A 14,469-nucleotide genomic window follows, 5' to 3' on the forward strand; every position below is an offset into this window, starting at 1 on the left:
CTTGCTGCGCGAGTTGCTGGCCAGTGCCGGGTTTGCCGATGCTGGGCTCCACAGCAGCCACTCGCTGCGCCGCGGGTTTGCCAGCTGGGCCAACGACCAAGGCTGGGATATGAAGGCGCTGATGGAGTACGTGGGCTGGCGCGATGTGCAGTCGGCCATGCGTTACCTGGACGGGCGTGACCCGTTCGCCCGGGATCGCATTGAAGCGAGCCTGCCCAGCCCAGCCGCGCCAGCTCCGACGATGGCGCTGCCGGCGCCCGAGGGCAAATCTGCCCTGCAGCTGCGCCTACGCATGATGCTGACCCCGTTTGCCCGCGCCGGCCGTGGCGCGGCCAAGGCCCGGGGGCGAATCGAAGAGATCTGCTTGGCTCCGTTCCAAGCTGTGCGGCTGAACACCGCCAGCAGCGAGTACCGGTTGACTGCTCCCACCGATCCCGACCGGGATCTGGATGAAATTTTGGCTACGTTGCTCGATGACATGCACCGCATGGCCGATACGCACCAGTGTTTCCTGGAAGCGTCTCTCAGTACAGACGACGGCCGCCACTGGGATTGACCCCCCTCATAACCTCCGGATCCAATGGCTACCCTTCACGAGACCGCCTACCCGCGACTGAAGCCTGATCCCACCGCCAAGGAACTGGAGGAGATCTATACCCCGACCGCCGCTGAGATTGCATTTGCAAAACAGCTGACCACCCAGCCGGGTCCGCAATTGGCGGTACTGATTCATCTCAAGCTCTTCCAGCGTTTGGGCTACTTCACACTGTTGGCCGACGTACCCGAGCGGATCCGGCAGCACATCGCCAAGGCCGCCCGACTCGGGCGCGTATTGGATACCGACCAGCTCGAACGCTACGACGCCTCCGGCAGCAAGCGCCGGCACATGCCGCAGCTTCGGCAGTTCATCGGTGTACGTCCCCTGGATAAATCAGGCTTGGCCTGGCTGGACACGGTGGCCACCGGAGCAGCCCAGACCAAGCACACCATCCCGGACATCGTGAACGTCCTGCTCGAAGAGCTGGTGCACCATCGCTACGAACTGCCCGGTTTCCGCACCCTGGAACTGGCCGCCATCGGCGCGCGTGAGCGGGTCAATCTGGGCTACTACCGCAGCATCAGCCACGCGCTGACGCCTACCACGCGCACGCTCATTGACGACTTGCTGCGCGCACCGGAAAACTCCAGGTTCACCGGCTGGCAATCGCTCAAGCGCGAGCCTGGTCGGCCCACCAACAAGGAAGTCCGGTTCTATCTGCAGCACATCCGCATGCTGCAGCAGTTGGCTGAGCAGCTGCCTCCGATCGATGTGCCGGTCCCTAAGCTTAAGCAATTCCGTGCAATGGCCCGGGCCTATGACGCCAGCGAGCTGGCCGAATTGGCTCCGGACAAGCGCTATGCGCTGGCCACCATCTTCATTCGCGCCCAGCATGCCAAAACGCTGGATGATGCAGCCGAGTTGTTCATTAAACAGGTGCGCGGGCTGGAGAACACGGCCCAGCAGAAGCTGCTGGCCTACCAGCTCGAACATGCCAAGCGGGCCGACTTCCTCATCGGCCAGCTCAAGGAAATCCTGCAGGCCTATCAGCTCGACGGCAGCGATAGTCAGCGCGTGGATGCCATCGACAACAGCCTGGAAGCGGAAGTGTCGACCCTGCTGGCCGAATGCGAAGAACATATGGCCTACGCGGGGAAGAACTACCTGCCTTTCATGTTGCAGCCCTATGGCGCGGTCAGGCCACTGCTGTTCAACGGGCTGGAGCTGATGAATTTGCGGGCAACCAGCCACGATGCCGGCATGGAGCCATTGATCGCAGCGGTGCTGTCGCTGCGCAACCAACGCCGTGAGCTGATCGAAGTCGCATCCCTCGGCCTGGATCCGGAAAAGGACTTCGATTGGATGTCCAAGCTCTGGCGTCAGCACGTGTTTGGCAAACGGGCCAGCGCGGCAGGCGCCGGCTGGATGCACCGCAAGTACTTCGAGCTGGCGGTACTGGTGCAGGTCAAGGACGAACTGAAGTCCGGCGATCTCTTCATTCCCAGCAGCGAACGGTTTGATGACTACCGCGAGCAGCTGGTCGATGAAGCCACCTTGGCCCAAGAGCTGGAAGCCTATGGCCAGGTGTCAGGCCTGCCCACCGACGCCGAGTCGTTCGTGGCAGGGTTGCGCGCACAATTGACCTCCCTGGCCGACGAGGTCGACGCGCGTTTCCCGGAGAACGTGCATGCGGACATCCTGGAGGGGCGCCTGGTGCTGCGGAAGGGGCAACGCGCCGAAGTCTCCAGCGCGATTACCACGGTGGATCGCCTCATCGCCGAACGGCTCCCAGAGTCCAGCATCGTCGATGTGCTGATCGACGCCAGCCAATGGCTGGATCTGCACCGCTTCTTCCGTCCGATCGCCGGCACCGAGAGCCAGGTTGAAGATCTGCCCCGGCGGGTGATCACCACGCTGTTTTGCTATGGCTGCAACTTGGGTCCGACGCAGACGGCGCGGTCGATCAAGGGCTTCAGCCGTCGCCAGGTCGCTTGGCTCAACCTCAAATACGTGACCGAGGATGTCCTTGAGAAGGCCATCGTGGAGGTCGTTAATACCTACAACAAATTTGACCTGCCGGGCTATTGGGGCAGCGGCAAGAGCGCGTCAGCAGATGGCACCAAGTGGAGCGTCTACGAAGACAACCTGCTGTCGGAGTACCACATCCGCTACGGCGGCTATGGCGGCATCGGCTACTACCACGTGTCCGACAAATACGTGGCTCTGTTCAGCCACTTCATTCCCTGTGGCGTGCACGAGGGCATCTACATCTTGGACGGCCTGTTGGCCAACACTTCCGACATCCAGCCTGAGATCGTCCATGGTGACACGCAGGCGCAAAGCTATCCGGTCTTCGGCCTGGCCCACATGCTGGGCATCCAGCTGATGCCCAGGATCCGAAACATCAAAGATCTGACGTTCTTCCGGCCTGAACCGGGAAGGGCCTACAAGAACATCCAGGCCCTGTTTGGGGACAGCATCGACTGGCAACTGATCGCCACCCATCTCCACGACATGCTGCGGGTGGTGATCTCCATCCGATTGGGCAAGATCACCGCGTCCTCGATCCTGCGCCGATTGGGCACCTACAGCCGAAAGAACAAACTGTACTTTGCCTTCCGGGAGCTGGGCAAGGCCGTCAGAACGCTGTTCTTGCTGCGCTACATTGATGACCACGAGATCCGCAAAACGATCAATGCCGCGACCAACAAGAGCGAGGAATACAACGGTTTCGTGAAGTGGGTGTTCTTTGGCAGCCAAGGGATCATTGCCGAGAACGTCCAACACGAGCAGCGCAAGATCATCAAGTACAGTCAGCTGGTGGCCAACATGATCATCCTCCACAACGTGGAAGGCATGAGCCGGACCTTGGCCGAAATGCAGAAGGAGGGGATTGAACTGACGCCCGAGATTCTGGCCGGCCTGTCGCCTTACCGAACCAGCCACATCAATCGCTTCGGCGATTACCACTTGGATCTTGAAAGGGAAGTGGCGCCGCTGAGCTATGCCGCCAAAGTCCTTGAACAGGCCCCATAGACGGGGAGATCCGCTATCGGAATAAGGCAATTATCATTGCGCTTCAATCGTTTAGGTGGCTTTTGGCCCAGTACGTAACGATTCCCTGCCGACCCTCGATTTCGCGCACTTCGCACATGCTGGGTCTGCAACGTGGCGACAGGACGTTAGCCTCTCATTCCAGCCGACCGATTCCAACGGGGACGGAATCGTAAGCAAATCAATAGGATAGAGTGCCGTGGCCGACCATTCCTTGACCCATCGTGGGGGGCAGCCGAGATACGTGTAAAAACCGATCACAAAGGCCGAAAAGTCCTTTGTGATCGATAACTTACAAAGTTTTCGTTCGTCGTTTAAGCGTCCAGCTCGAGCTCCCCGTCGATCGGATCCGGGGCTTCCTCGAAGTTCAGCCAGTAGTCCCCAAAGCGCTTGATGTGTTGGGTGGGGTAGGGGCTCAGGCACGCCACTTGGGCCACCGTGATCTTCCACCCGCCCTTACGAAGCGCGCGGATGATCCGCGTCTGGTGGACCGAGTTCCACAAGATCACCGCATTTGCCACCACATGGGTGTACTTGACCGCTTTTTCCTGTTCGATCGGGTCATTCTGGGTGATGACCTCGCCACCAAAGCGCAGGTGCTTGCTGAACCCATTGAAGGACTCGGCCTTGTTGCAGGATGCGGTGACCTCAACGCGGAGCGGCCCGTCCTGGATGTAGCGCAGTAGATACAGGGTCCGCACCGCGGTGCCGAGCGCCTTGAACGCGTGGTAGAGCCTGTTCTTCCGGCTGTAATTGCCCAGCTTGCGCAGAAGCGTCGACGGGGCGATGCGGCCGGCGCGGATGGACACGACCACCTGCAGCAGGTCCTTGAAGTGCCGCTCCACAAGCTCCCAGTCGACGGACTCCCGGAACAGGGGCTCGATGTGGTCGTAGCGGGTGCCGGGGTCGGGTCGGAAAAACCGGTAGTCCTTCCAGTTGCGAATCCGCGGCATGAGCTGGATGCCCAGCAGGTAGGCGAGGGCGAAGATCGGCAGGGACTGTCCCTGGGTGTCGGCGTGGAGCCGATCGGGCTGCAGATCGCTCGAGTTCTTGTAGTGCATGTCCAAGATATGCACGCCTTCCCAGACCCCGCAGCCCAGAAACTGGGTGAAGAGGGCAACGTAGGTGTCGGATACGTGGTGGTAGGCGATGCCGCCCACGCCGCCGTAGCGCACGTGATACGAGGCCAGCGCGTTGTCCTCGTACAGGTCGTGCTGCGTGCCGTCAGCGGCGGCGCTGGAGCCGTCACCCCAGAACCGGGGCAGGTGCATGGCGGCAAACGCGTTGACCACGTCGCGCGAGGCGGCCTCGAGCTTCGTGGCATCGATATGACGGCGATTGACGAAACCGATCTGATGGGACGACACCGCGCCGCGCATGTGCCGTGCGGTCTGGGCGGGGCCGAGATTGCAGCCGTAGGCGAACAGGGTGACGACATATCGGCTCGCCGCACTCTCAAGCTTGGGCTCCGAACCCGAGATCGGTCCGAACTGCCGGGTGTAGTCGGTCCAGCAGTGCACGTCCCAGAGGATGTCTACGATGCCCCGCACCGGCATGCGTTCGGAGATCGCCGCGGCCAAGGCCTCGGTACCCGGAGGAATGGGGCGCGCGGCGTGCCGCTTCAGGTGGGGCTCCCCGTTCGGGTCGATCACGAGCGCGGCGTTTTGAAGGTAGTCCGCGTCGGTCGTCAGGGCCTGCACGCGAAGCCGCTCCCGCAGTTCAGCCACGAATCCGGTGGCGTCCGCGGGCAAACCCAGCTCGTCGCAGTGCGCTTTTGCCGGGGTTTCGCAGTCGTCCCAGGGCACGAGCATGGCCCGGTAGTCACCGTGCGCGATCGCGCCGACGATCGCGATGTCGCCCGAACGCAACTCGTTGGCGAGCGAGGAGAAGACGCAGGCCTGGAAGAAGTCGAAGCGATACCGCTCGGCGCTCTCGGCGCGTTCGATGATCAGCTCGCGCCAGGCGTGGATGGCGAACCCGAGGTCGACCGATTCCGTGAGGTACGCACTGCGGCCATGGCGACGCAGCACGACCATCGCATCGATCAGCGTGGTGTCTTCCGTCGTCGAGACAAACTCGAGGGTGCGCAGCATGCGCATAAAGAGCGAGCGGAAGCCCTCGAGCGGCTTGAGGATGTAGCGCAGATGCTGGTCACCGTGGAACTGCATCAGCGCTTCGCAGTCGCGCAGCAGCGGCTGGATGCCCCCGCGATCCTCGATCAGGTGGCGGATCGCGCGACCGGCATCGGCGTCGGCCGGATGCTCGGCCAACAGGCGAATCACGTCGGCGATCGTCGCCACCATGGCGTCGGTGCGTTCGCGAAAAGCCAGCCGGTCGAGCTCGAGCGCGTCCTTGGCCGCGCGGTGGATCTTGGCCATCCGACGGATGAACATCTCCGCGATCTCATCGCGCGTGGTGGCGCGGGCGTGTGCGAGCAGGCATGCCAGCAGGGCGCGCCGCTTCACCGGCCCGTAGTCGCGCAGCTCGCTGGCATCCATCGCGGCCGCCTCGGCGGCGAAGTGCCGCCGCTTCACATGCGGGACCTCGTCCAGCACGCCCTCGACCCGCACGAGGCCGTCCAGAAAGTCCAAATGGTCCAGCAGGGCGCGCAGGTTGGTCGCCGAGTCCTTGCGGGCCCGCTTCTTGAGCTGGAACAGCAGGCTCTTGCCGCCACCGGGCACATCGAGCAGCGCGTCGAGCTGCGCCTTGTCGGCTTCGCTCAGGCGCGCGTCGATCCCGGCAAAGACCCGGGTGTTGATCGTGGTCCGGACGCGGCGGCAAAGGCGATCGAGCGTGGAGAACGCCGGCAGTTCGAAGCGCTCGCGGCCCAGTACCGCAAGGCTCGCATTAATGATGTCCGCGGGGTGGTCCTGGACCGCCGCCGCTTCGGCCATAGCCTCGGCGGCCGCATGCAGGGCGTCGCGCCCGAAGCGGCGCGCCTTGCAGCGCTTGAGGATGTCCTTCTGGTAGCGACGATAGGTCGCTTCCCCCAGCGGCGAGGGCACGACGTTGCGCCGGAGCTTGAGGCAGGTGCGCAGATGGACGACGACATAGGGGGGGACGTCCGCGACCGCGGGCAGGTAGCCCAAGCGCTGGAACGACTTGAACAGCATCGCGTAGGCGAGCCGATGCGGGGCACTCTTGCTGAATTTGCGGTTGAACAGCTCGATCTCGTCGTCGGTCGGCGTGTACGCCGTCGCGAGTTCCCGATCGAGGGCTTTCTTGCGAAAGCGGGGATAGGCGGTGCGGTCGATGGACGTCATGCGTCCCCCGCGGGCACGACGGGGGGTGCCGGCGTAAGCCGGGGCAGGTGACAGGCAGGCATGGGACTCCTCAGGCAACAGTCGCCCGAGCCGGCTCGCAGAGCGGCTTGACGGGCAGGGAGGAAATGCGCGAGGCTTGCCAGCGAGTCGTTATCGAAGCAACCGCTGTTCAAGCACTCTCAAGGGGTTCCGCGTTAGCGCGCGGGCCCCTTGTGCGTTTCCGGGGGCACGAAAATGCGGGGCGGTCGGCTAGCGCATGGCATCGCCTCCTTGCGGGCCGGCAGGTTCTGCCTCGGCATTCGTCGCCGGCTCGCTCGCCGCCGGTTCCGCGGCGCCCCGCGACGCCAGCCACCGAGCGAGCTCGAACGTGCGTGCAAAGCGCCCGCGACGCCCGGTGAGGGTGAACGTCTCGATCGGCATACGTTCGCGCTGCACGGCGACCTGGAACGCGCGCGCCGTCCGGTAGCCCAGTCCGCGGGCCAGCGCGGTACCCCCGATCAGCTCGCCATGCTCGCTTAAAAGACGCCGCTCGAGGTCGGCAGCGTCACGGTCGTTCAACGGCATCATTTCGGCTCAGCAGGCGCAGATTCGCTGCTGGATACCGCATTGCGCGACGGCAATCCATGCCAGAATTGGGAGGAAAAGACGTACACGTCGGACCATGCCTGAATCGATAGCGTCAGAGCCCGAAAACGACGCCGTGCTTCGCGGGCGCGGCGAGGAAGACGTCGTACATCGCGCCCAAAGCGAGGTCTGGCTGGCCTGCGTGCGCTCGATGGCGCGGACCCCGAAAACGCTCGCGGCCATGGGCACGGCATTCCTTGGGGACGCGCCCGATGCCAAGCGCGTGTTCGCCCGCATCGCGCACGATGCCTCCGACCCGGGGCGCAAGCGGGGCTCGTTGGGTGACCGGAGCGTGGTGGAGCTCGTCGCGCAGGTGCGCGGTTACCGGGACACGCAGGACGTCTACGGGAGCACGCTGTGGAAGCTCCTCGGCCGCGACCCGTTGCCGATCGATACGCTCGAGATCTATATGGGGGATATCAGCAAGCGGCTACTGTGGCGTCAGTGGAGTCCCCCGCCCGCGACCGAGGCGAGAGAGGTGTTCGACTTCCTGTCGCCGCCCCCGCGGCCGATGGAGGCGGCCGCGTTCCGCCGCTGGGCGCTCCGCCTGGCGCGTACGCCCACGATCGATGCGCTGACGCTGCTGTGCCTGTTGTATGAGCGCAGTCTGCGCGAGGACGCGATCGACGCCGCGCGGTTGCTACACGGCGCGATCCTGAAGGCGGCGCGTCGCTTCTGCGACCGCCCAGGGTTCGCGAGTCGCACGGTTGCGCTCTTCGTGTTCCTGATTCGTCGCCGCGTGTTGAGCGGCCGACGAATGCTCGATCACCCGTATTCGACGGTGTATGCGGCGGAGGACATGCTGGCGGAATGGCATTGCGTCGTCGAAGGCGATGACGAGCGCGCGTGGCTCGATCACGAGACGTGGCGCTTGGCCTGCGCGCTCGATAACACGTGGAGCCGGAAGTCCGTCCCGCCGGCTCCGGACACGATCGGGAGCACGATTGGAGCAGGCGAGCGGCGGTTGTTCGAGGAATTCGCGCAAATGCCCACGGCGCGGCGGCTGGCCAAGCGCTTTCCCAGCGCCTGACATCCTGGCGCCCCGTATGGCGGCCCAACGTCGGCTAAGGCGCCCGTGCGGTGTAGAAGTCGCCGTCCGCGTCCTCGGCAAGCCCGCGTAGCACGTCCTCGTCCAGCGCGCGGAGCGCCGGCAGCGAGCCCGCTCCCGTCACGTCCGTGGCGTAGAGCTCAATGCCCTCACCGCGGTCGTGCAGCGAGCGGCTGCCGGGCAGCCAGGAGCCGTGGAAGGCCTCGCAGTCGAGGCCCGCGTCGCGCGCAGCCGCGCCGCACGCGTCCTCTGCGCGTTGCGCTTCGAACACGCCGAGGACTCGCCAATGAGAGGGCTCTTGCACCAGCCATCGACGGGAGCGGATCGTGCTCATCGGTCCGTGTCCGACAGGCCGTCGAAGTCGGACGGCGGAAGCGGGAGCGCATTTTGCAGGTCGCGGGCGAGTCGCTCGACCGTCAGCGCCAGTGCGGCGACATCGGCAGGCGCGAGCTCGATCGGCTCGCCCTCACGCGTCCGGCTGTTGCGGTGGACGATGTCATGACGCACGAGGAGCGGCCGTTCGAGCGCGTCGAAGGACGGCACCTCGACCCCGAAGCCCGCCTTGTAGAGGCGGGCCACGTCATGCCAGCGGTGCCAGACAAAGCCCTGCAGGTAGCCGCGTACTTCCTGGCGCAGGCCCGCAACGCGCTTGAAGACGTCCCCGAGCTTGACCGTGCGCCCCTTGAACTCGTCGAAGCCGGTCACGAGCCGGTGCAGAACGCGCTCGTCGGCGTCGATCCAGTACGCCAGCGTTTCCCACAGATAGCTCTCCAGCGCCGTGATTACCGCGCTGTAGGCCCAATGCACGACTAGGCGCTCGGCCTGCACATCGCCGCGCAGCCCCATCACGCGTTGCGCGTCCGCCAGGCGCCGCAGGAGGTGCTCGAATGGGGCATCGGCCGCATCGACCTCGACGTCGAACGCCTCGTCATAGGCGCGCATGGGCGCCCATTCGTGGCCGACTTCGGCGTGCAGATGCTCCACCGCCTCGTCGATCAGCATGTCGTCGAGCACGCCGCCGAAGCGATCAGGCAGTTCGTCCGCCGGATCGAACGGGCCCCCGTGGATGAACTGGTACCCGCCCTCGCGGCCGTTGTAGGGCGTCTCCTCCGCAGGATCGCAAAAGCGCGCCCTGAACCATTCGATCATCGCGACGCGCTGCAGGCCGCGGGGAAGGGCCGCCAGCCGGCCGTCGTCGAACTCGAGCGGCTTGCCCGGTGGATGGGTGAAGACCACGATCGGCGCATCCGCGAGCGAGTACTCAAATTCGCTGTCGTTCGATTCGTCCATCGCGTGCGTGCCGGGCCAAGGATTCGAGTCTAGGCCTTCATCGCGCGGCGCATCAGTACCGGCGAATCACACCCAGCACCACACCTTCGATGCCGAACTCCCGCCCGGCGGCCACCTCGACCGGCGGATAGGCCGGGTTCTCGGCGATGAGCTCGATGCGCGGGCCGCGGCGCCGCAGCCGCTTCACCGTGATCTCGTCGTCGAGCCGGGCGACCACGATCTCGCCCGATTCGGCACTGGCGCGAAGCTCGACTGCGATGAGGTCGCGATCGAAGATCCCCGCGCCAATCATGCTGTCGCCTTCCACGCGCAACAGCACGTCGGGTAGCTTTCGAAAGAGCCCGTCGGCCACGGACACGACCTCGCTGGCATCCTCGACGGCGAGCACGGGACGGCCGGCGGCGACCCGGCTAATCAAGGGGATCGGGTGCACCGAAACGGCCGCCGACGCACGCCTCGCCGGTGCAAGTCCTCGCGAACCCGGCAAGCGGCGAAGGGCGCCGTGGCGCTCGAGTGCTACCACGTGCTGCTGCGCGGTCGGGCGGGTGATCCCGAAGGCGTGCGCGATGTCCGCGCGGGTCGGGGGGCGGCCACTGGCCGCCGTAGCCTCCACGAACGCCAGCACCTCGCGCTGCCGCGCGGTCAGCGCGGCCATGGGCGGGGGTGCGGGCACGCGAGGCGGATGAGATACCATACAGGTGTAAGGTATCATCGTCGGCACAATAGCCGGCAGTTCCGCCAAGGACAGACTCGGGGTCGACATGGCGACGCAATCGAAGATCGAATGGACCGATCGCACCTGGAACCCCACGGTCGGGTGCACGAAAATCAGCCCGGGCTGCAAGAACTGCTACGCCCTCGGGATGGCCGAACGCCTCAAGGCCATGGGCATCGACGCATACCGCTCAGGTTTCAAGCTGCGCATCCTGGAGGAGCGACTGGCTGAGCCGCTGGAGCGGCGCAAGCCGACGATCTATTTCGTCAACTCGATGAGCGATCTGTTCCACGAGAAGATCCCGGACGAGTACCTGGATCGGGTCTTCGACGTCATCGCCCGCACGCCGCAGCACCAGTACCAGATCCTCACCAAGCGTGCTGAGCGCATGGCGCGTTTTTTTGAAGGTCGAACCGCGCCGCCCAACGCCTGGCTCGGCGTGTCGGTCGAGAACCGCAAGCACGGCGTACCACGCATCGACTTCCTGCGCCGCGTGCCGGCCAGCATCCGCTTTCTCTCGTGCGAGCCGCTTCTCGAAGACCTGGGCGACATCGACCTGACCAACATCCACTGGGTTATCGTCGGCGGCGAGTCCGGACCCAAGGCGCGGCCGATGGATGCGGCCTGGGCCTCCCGGATCCGGCTGCAGTGCGAGGAGCAGGGCGCCGCGTTCTTCTTCAAGCAGTGGGGCGGCTGGGGTGCCGACGGCAAGAAGCGCTCCAAGGCCGCCAACGGGCGGCTGCTCGAGGGGCGCACGTGGGACCAGATGCCCGCCGGGTTTAGTCTGACCGCCTGAGCCGCTCGAACCGGAGACCGCTGTGGCAGGACGCTACGACTGGACATCCGGCACGCCGCCCCGGCTCGACGAGCACAGCGCCGCCAAGCATCGGGTGATGCGGCGCTATGTCGAGAACTACATCCAGATCCTCTGCCAGGATCCGCACCGCGACCGGATGCGGCTCGTCGTCGTCGACGGCTTTTGCGGCGGCGGCGTCTACCAGGACGAGGCGGGCATCCTCCAGCCAGGCTCGCCCCTGATCCTGCGCGAAGCGCTGCAATGCGGAAGGGCCCGGCTGCACACACGCCGCGCCGAGATGGGAATGCGCCGGCCCTTCGATTTCGAGGCCACGCTGATCCTCAACGATATCGATCCGGACGCAATCGCCATGCTGCACGAGCAGCTGCGAAGCGCGCCGGACCGAGGCTGGACGCCGGACACGCAGGTTTTCACACTGCCTTTCGAGCAGCTCGCGCGGCAGCTCATCGAGCAGTACCGCGGCCGGCGCGGCAGTCCGCGCATCCTGTTCGTGCTCGACCAGTACGGTCTGAGCGACGCGAGCCTTCCGGTGATGCGCGAGCTCTTCGCCGCCTTCCCCAAGGCCGAGATCGTCCTGACGTTCGCGATCGACACGCTCGTGAACTTCGCGTCGGACAACATGCTCGAGCGCTACGAGAAGATGCTCGCCAAGATGGGCTTTGACGACATCGTCAGTGCCAAGCGCCTGGCCCGGCTCAAGGCCGAGGACGATGGCGCCAAACACCTGATCCAGACGGTCATCCTGCGTGAGGTCTTTCCCCAGACCGGTGCGGCGTTCGCGACCCCGTTCTTCATCATTCCCAAGCAAAGTCGCCGCGGGTACTGGCTCGTGCACCTGGCCAACAACGTGCGGGCGAATGACGAAATGAAGTCCCTGCATTGGCAGGAGCGCAACCACTTCATGCATTTCGGTGCAGAGGGTCTGAACATCCTCGCGTTTGATCCTCTCCGGCTCGAATCGGCGCAGACCACGTTCGACTTTGGCGACTTCGCCCGCGACCGCACGCGTCGCGCACTGCAGGAGGATCTGCTGCGACGCGTGCATGACGCGCACGGGCAGGGCATTAGCGTCGGGGCGCTCCTGAGGAGCGTGGCCAATGAGACCCCCGCGACGGGCACCATGGTTCGTGAAGTGCTGTTCGGTCTCGACCGCGATCGTGAGCTCGACGTACGCTCGAGAACCGGGCGAAGCCGTAAGAACGTCGAACGCCTGCATCTGGACGACGAAGTCCACCCGCGTCGCCAGTTCATCCTTCTCTAGTCGAGGCCCATGTCCGGACCGAAAACGACCGTGTGGCCCCTGGAGCCGCACACCCGCGCCAAGCACCTGATCCTGCAGCGCTACCTGCAGGCGTGGCTGCCGATCATCTCGAGCAATCGCAGCCGCGTGGTGTTCATCGATGGCTTCGCCGGGCCCGGGGTCTATGAGGACGGCGAAGCCGGCTCGCCGGTGATCGCAATGCGTGCCCTGATCGATCACGCCCACCAGGCGGCGATCAACTCGGCGGTGCACTTCGTCTTTATCGAGGCCGACGGCCGTCGGGCCGCGCGCCTGCAAGAGGTGGTGAGCGATCTTGTCCCCGCCCTGCCGAAAGGCGCCACTGCGAACGTGCTGCAGGGCGCCTACGCCGATCTGCTCGCCCACGCGCTCGACGAGATCGAAGCCAATGGCAAACAGCTGGCGCCCTCCTTGGTGTTCATCGACCCGTTCGGCGTCTCAGGGCTGCCCATGGCGCTGGTTCGCCGCATCCTCGCGACGCCCAGCTGCGAAGTCCTCATCAACGTGATGACAGGCTTTATCCATCGCTTCGTGGGCTCGTCGGAATTCGAGCCCCATCTGGACGCGATCTATGGCACCGACGCCTGGCGAGCGGCTCGCGCGCTCACTGGCCCGGCGCGGCTGGAGCACCTGCGCCGGCTCTACCTTGAGGAGCTCACGCGCCCCGGCGTGACCGGCGCGGCACGCTATGTCCGGCTGTTTTCGATGCTCAATGGCGCGAACCAGCCGATCTACGACCTGGTGTTCGCGACGAACCATCCGCGCGGGATCGACCGAATGAAGGATGCGATGTGGAAGGTCGACGCCGCCGGCGGCGAGCGCTTCTCCGACGCGACCGATCCCGGGCAATCGACATTGCTCGACGCGGGCGCAAGCCACGATGCGGGCTTGATCGGCATGCTCCGCTCGACCCTGGCCGGACGCAGCCTCACCTGGGATGAGGTCGAAGAGCACATCCGGCATACCCCGTTCCGCGCATTACGACGGCCCTTGCTTCGCGCCGCGAAAGAACCGGCGTCCGGGATCCGCATCGAGTCGCGCACGCGCGGCATCACGCCCGACGCGCTGATCCACTTCTCCGAATAAGCGCGCCGCAGAGGCTACATCCCAAGGTCCCGGGAGCGGTCACGTTCGATCTGCCGGTCCATGCCTCGATCCTGACTTGGCGCCGGCTCGCGCTCCAGGCCGAGCAGCGAGTCGAGCGAAGTGGCGGTCACCGCCACCAATCCGTCGGCCCCGTGCGCCACCCCCAGCCACGTCTCGTCCGCCCACCGACCGCCCGCGCCGATCTGCTCGCTGCGCAGCGCGCGCAGGCGGCCCAGATACTCGAGCATGGCGGCAGGAGCGAGCCCGATCGGCTTATCCGGAGCTGGATTGGCGAGGTGGACGGCCAGCTTGCGAGCGGAGGTGCGATCGAGATTGACCGGGTTGGTAAGGCCGAGCACGTCGAGGTACGTGCACAGGCGGATGTCAACTACCTCGGTCGCAACGCGTCCATACAGCACGACGTGCCCGCACAGGCATGCGTTGTAGAAGGCGGCTTCTTTGGCGAGCGCGGCTCGCAATGCGGTTCGATCCTTCGCCCGTTCTTCTGCCAGGGCAGCGGCCGAGCGCTTGAATTCGATGACCAGGCAGCGCTCGCGCCCAACAACGAGGTCGTTGAAGGTCGCGTCCAGCGGCGTCTGCTGGAACAGGTTCACCATCATCGGAGCCGGCTGGGAGCCCGAGGCTCCGCTGCGGGCGCGATGGAACGCGTCGGCGTAGCCGAGTGCGTACAGGAACGACCCGATCAGCTGATTTTCGTAGGGAAGCATGGCCTTCACCCTACGCCGCGAGGTGCG

Annotated in this window: 12 protein-coding genes; 6 read left to right on the forward strand and 6 right to left on the reverse strand. The window is 65.2% G+C overall.

The genetic code is table 11. The annotated features are described in order from the left end of the window. Together IP93_RS14730 and IP93_RS14735 are read left to right on the forward strand one after the other, a co-directional pair. Positions 1 to 556: tyrosine-type recombinase/integrase (locus tag IP93_RS14730; protein ID WP_144816982.1), on the forward strand; the 556-nt coding region annotated here is incomplete at its 5' end. A gap of 24 nt (positions 557 to 580) precedes the next feature. Further along, a complete protein-coding gene (locus IP93_RS14735; RefSeq protein WP_144816984.1) occupies positions 581 to 3,574 on the forward strand; it encodes a Tn3 family transposase in 2,994 nt (997 codons plus the stop codon). Between the two features lie 332 nt (positions 3,575 to 3,906). On the opposite strand, the gene IP93_RS14740 is transcribed toward IP93_RS14735, so the two are convergent. Next, a complete protein-coding gene (locus IP93_RS14740) occupies positions 3,907 to 6,855 on the reverse strand; it encodes a Tn3 family transposase (protein WP_144816985.1) in 2,949 nt (982 codons plus the stop codon). 249 nt (positions 6,856 to 7,104) lie between these two features. Beyond that, positions 7,105 to 7,419 carry a hypothetical protein gene (locus IP93_RS14745; RefSeq protein WP_144816987.1) on the reverse strand — a complete coding sequence of 105 codons (315 nt, stop codon included), beginning with the start codon at positions 7,417 to 7,419 and terminating at the stop codon, positions 7,105 to 7,107. A gap of 97 nt (positions 7,420 to 7,516) precedes the next feature. On the opposite strand from IP93_RS14745, the gene IP93_RS14750 reads away from it, so the two are divergent. Continuing rightward, the gene (locus IP93_RS14750; protein WP_144816988.1) at positions 7,517 to 8,509 is read left to right on the forward strand and encodes a hypothetical protein; all 993 of its coding nucleotides are present in this window, start codon (positions 7,517 to 7,519) and stop codon (positions 8,507 to 8,509) included. Positions 8,510 to 8,543: 34 nt separating this feature from the next. On the opposite strand, the gene IP93_RS14755 is transcribed toward IP93_RS14750, so the two are convergent. Genes IP93_RS14755 through lexA form a run of 3 tightly spaced genes read right to left on the reverse strand, consistent with a single transcriptional unit; the run spans position 8,544 to position 10,472 of the window. Further along, positions 8,544 to 8,861: a hypothetical protein gene (locus IP93_RS14755; RefSeq protein WP_144816990.1), complete on the reverse strand. Its 318-nt coding sequence runs from the start codon at positions 8,859 to 8,861 to the stop codon at positions 8,544 to 8,546. After that, positions 8,858 to 9,817, reverse strand: coding sequence for a hypothetical protein (locus IP93_RS14760; RefSeq protein WP_144816992.1), 960 nt, complete (start codon positions 9,815 to 9,817; stop codon positions 8,858 to 8,860). The genes IP93_RS14755 and IP93_RS14760 overlap by 4 nt, the downstream gene beginning before the upstream one ends. Positions 9,818 to 9,869: 52 nt before the next feature. Further along, positions 9,870 to 10,472, reverse strand: coding sequence for a transcriptional repressor LexA (gene lexA, locus IP93_RS14765; RefSeq protein WP_144816993.1), 603 nt, complete (start codon positions 10,470 to 10,472; stop codon positions 9,870 to 9,872). 106 nt (positions 10,473 to 10,578) lie between these two features. Here lexA and IP93_RS14770 point away from each other — a divergent pair, with 106 nt between their 5' ends. The 3 genes from IP93_RS14770 to IP93_RS14780 are packed head-to-tail and all read left to right on the forward strand — an operon-like array spanning position 10,579 to position 13,714. Continuing rightward, positions 10,579 to 11,328: a DUF5131 family protein gene (locus IP93_RS14770; RefSeq protein ID WP_144816995.1), complete on the forward strand. Its 750-nt coding sequence runs from the start codon at positions 10,579 to 10,581 to the stop codon at positions 11,326 to 11,328. A 22-nt stretch (positions 11,329 to 11,350) separates the two neighbouring features. Next, complete coding sequence (locus IP93_RS14775) at positions 11,351 to 12,610, forward strand: three-Cys-motif partner protein TcmP (protein WP_144816997.1); 1,260 nt, start codon at positions 11,351 to 11,353, stop codon at positions 12,608 to 12,610. A gap of 9 nt (positions 12,611 to 12,619) precedes the next feature. Then, positions 12,620 to 13,714 (forward strand): three-Cys-motif partner protein TcmP, encoded by a 1,095-nt coding sequence (locus IP93_RS14780; protein ID WP_144816999.1) that lies wholly within the window; start codon positions 12,620 to 12,622, stop codon positions 13,712 to 13,714. Between the two features lie 14 nt (positions 13,715 to 13,728). On the opposite strand, the gene IP93_RS14785 is transcribed toward IP93_RS14780, so the two are convergent. Next, positions 13,729 to 14,442 carry a hypothetical protein gene (locus tag IP93_RS14785; RefSeq protein WP_144817001.1) on the reverse strand — a complete coding sequence of 238 codons (714 nt, stop codon included), beginning with the start codon at positions 14,440 to 14,442 and terminating at the stop codon, positions 13,729 to 13,731. Between the last annotated feature and the right edge of the window lie 27 nt (positions 14,443 to 14,469).

The sequence above is a fragment of the Aerolutibacter ruishenii genome (genome assembly GCF_007830115.1).
In the GTDB taxonomy this organism is placed as follows: domain Bacteria; phylum Pseudomonadota; class Gammaproteobacteria; order Xanthomonadales; family Xanthomonadaceae; genus Aerolutibacter; species Aerolutibacter ruishenii.

What these genes read in the sequence shown, in the direction of transcription:
- IP93_RS14750 (WP_144816988.1), top strand. Translation starts at nt 7,517, where the DNA reads ATGCCTGAATCGATAGCGTCAGAGCCCGAAAACGACGCCGTGCTTCGC.
- IP93_RS14785 (WP_144817001.1), bottom strand. Translation starts at nt 14,442, where the DNA reads ATGCTTCCCTACGAAAATCAGCTGATCGGGTCGTTCCTGTACGCACTC.
- IP93_RS14770 (WP_144816995.1), top strand. Translation starts at nt 10,579, where the DNA reads ATGGCGACGCAATCGAAGATCGAATGGACCGATCGCACCTGGAACCCC.
- IP93_RS14740 (WP_144816985.1), bottom strand. Translation starts at nt 6,855, where the DNA reads ATGACGTCCATCGACCGCACCGCCTATCCCCGCTTTCGCAAGAAAGCC.
- IP93_RS14745 (WP_144816987.1), bottom strand. Translation starts at nt 7,419, where the DNA reads ATGCCGTTGAACGACCGTGACGCTGCCGACCTCGAGCGGCGTCTTTTA.
- IP93_RS14760 (WP_144816992.1), bottom strand. Translation starts at nt 9,817, where the DNA reads ATGGACGAATCGAACGACAGCGAATTTGAGTACTCGCTCGCGGATGCG.
- IP93_RS14755 (WP_144816990.1), bottom strand. Translation starts at nt 8,861, where the DNA reads ATGAGCACGATCCGCTCCCGTCGATGGCTGGTGCAAGAGCCCTCTCAT.
- lexA (WP_144816993.1), bottom strand. Translation starts at nt 10,472, where the DNA reads ATGGCCGCGCTGACCGCGCGGCAGCGCGAGGTGCTGGCGTTCGTGGAG.
- IP93_RS14735 (WP_144816984.1), top strand. Translation starts at nt 581, where the DNA reads ATGGCTACCCTTCACGAGACCGCCTACCCGCGACTGAAGCCTGATCCC.
- IP93_RS14780 (WP_144816999.1), top strand. Translation starts at nt 12,620, where the DNA reads ATGTCCGGACCGAAAACGACCGTGTGGCCCCTGGAGCCGCACACCCGC.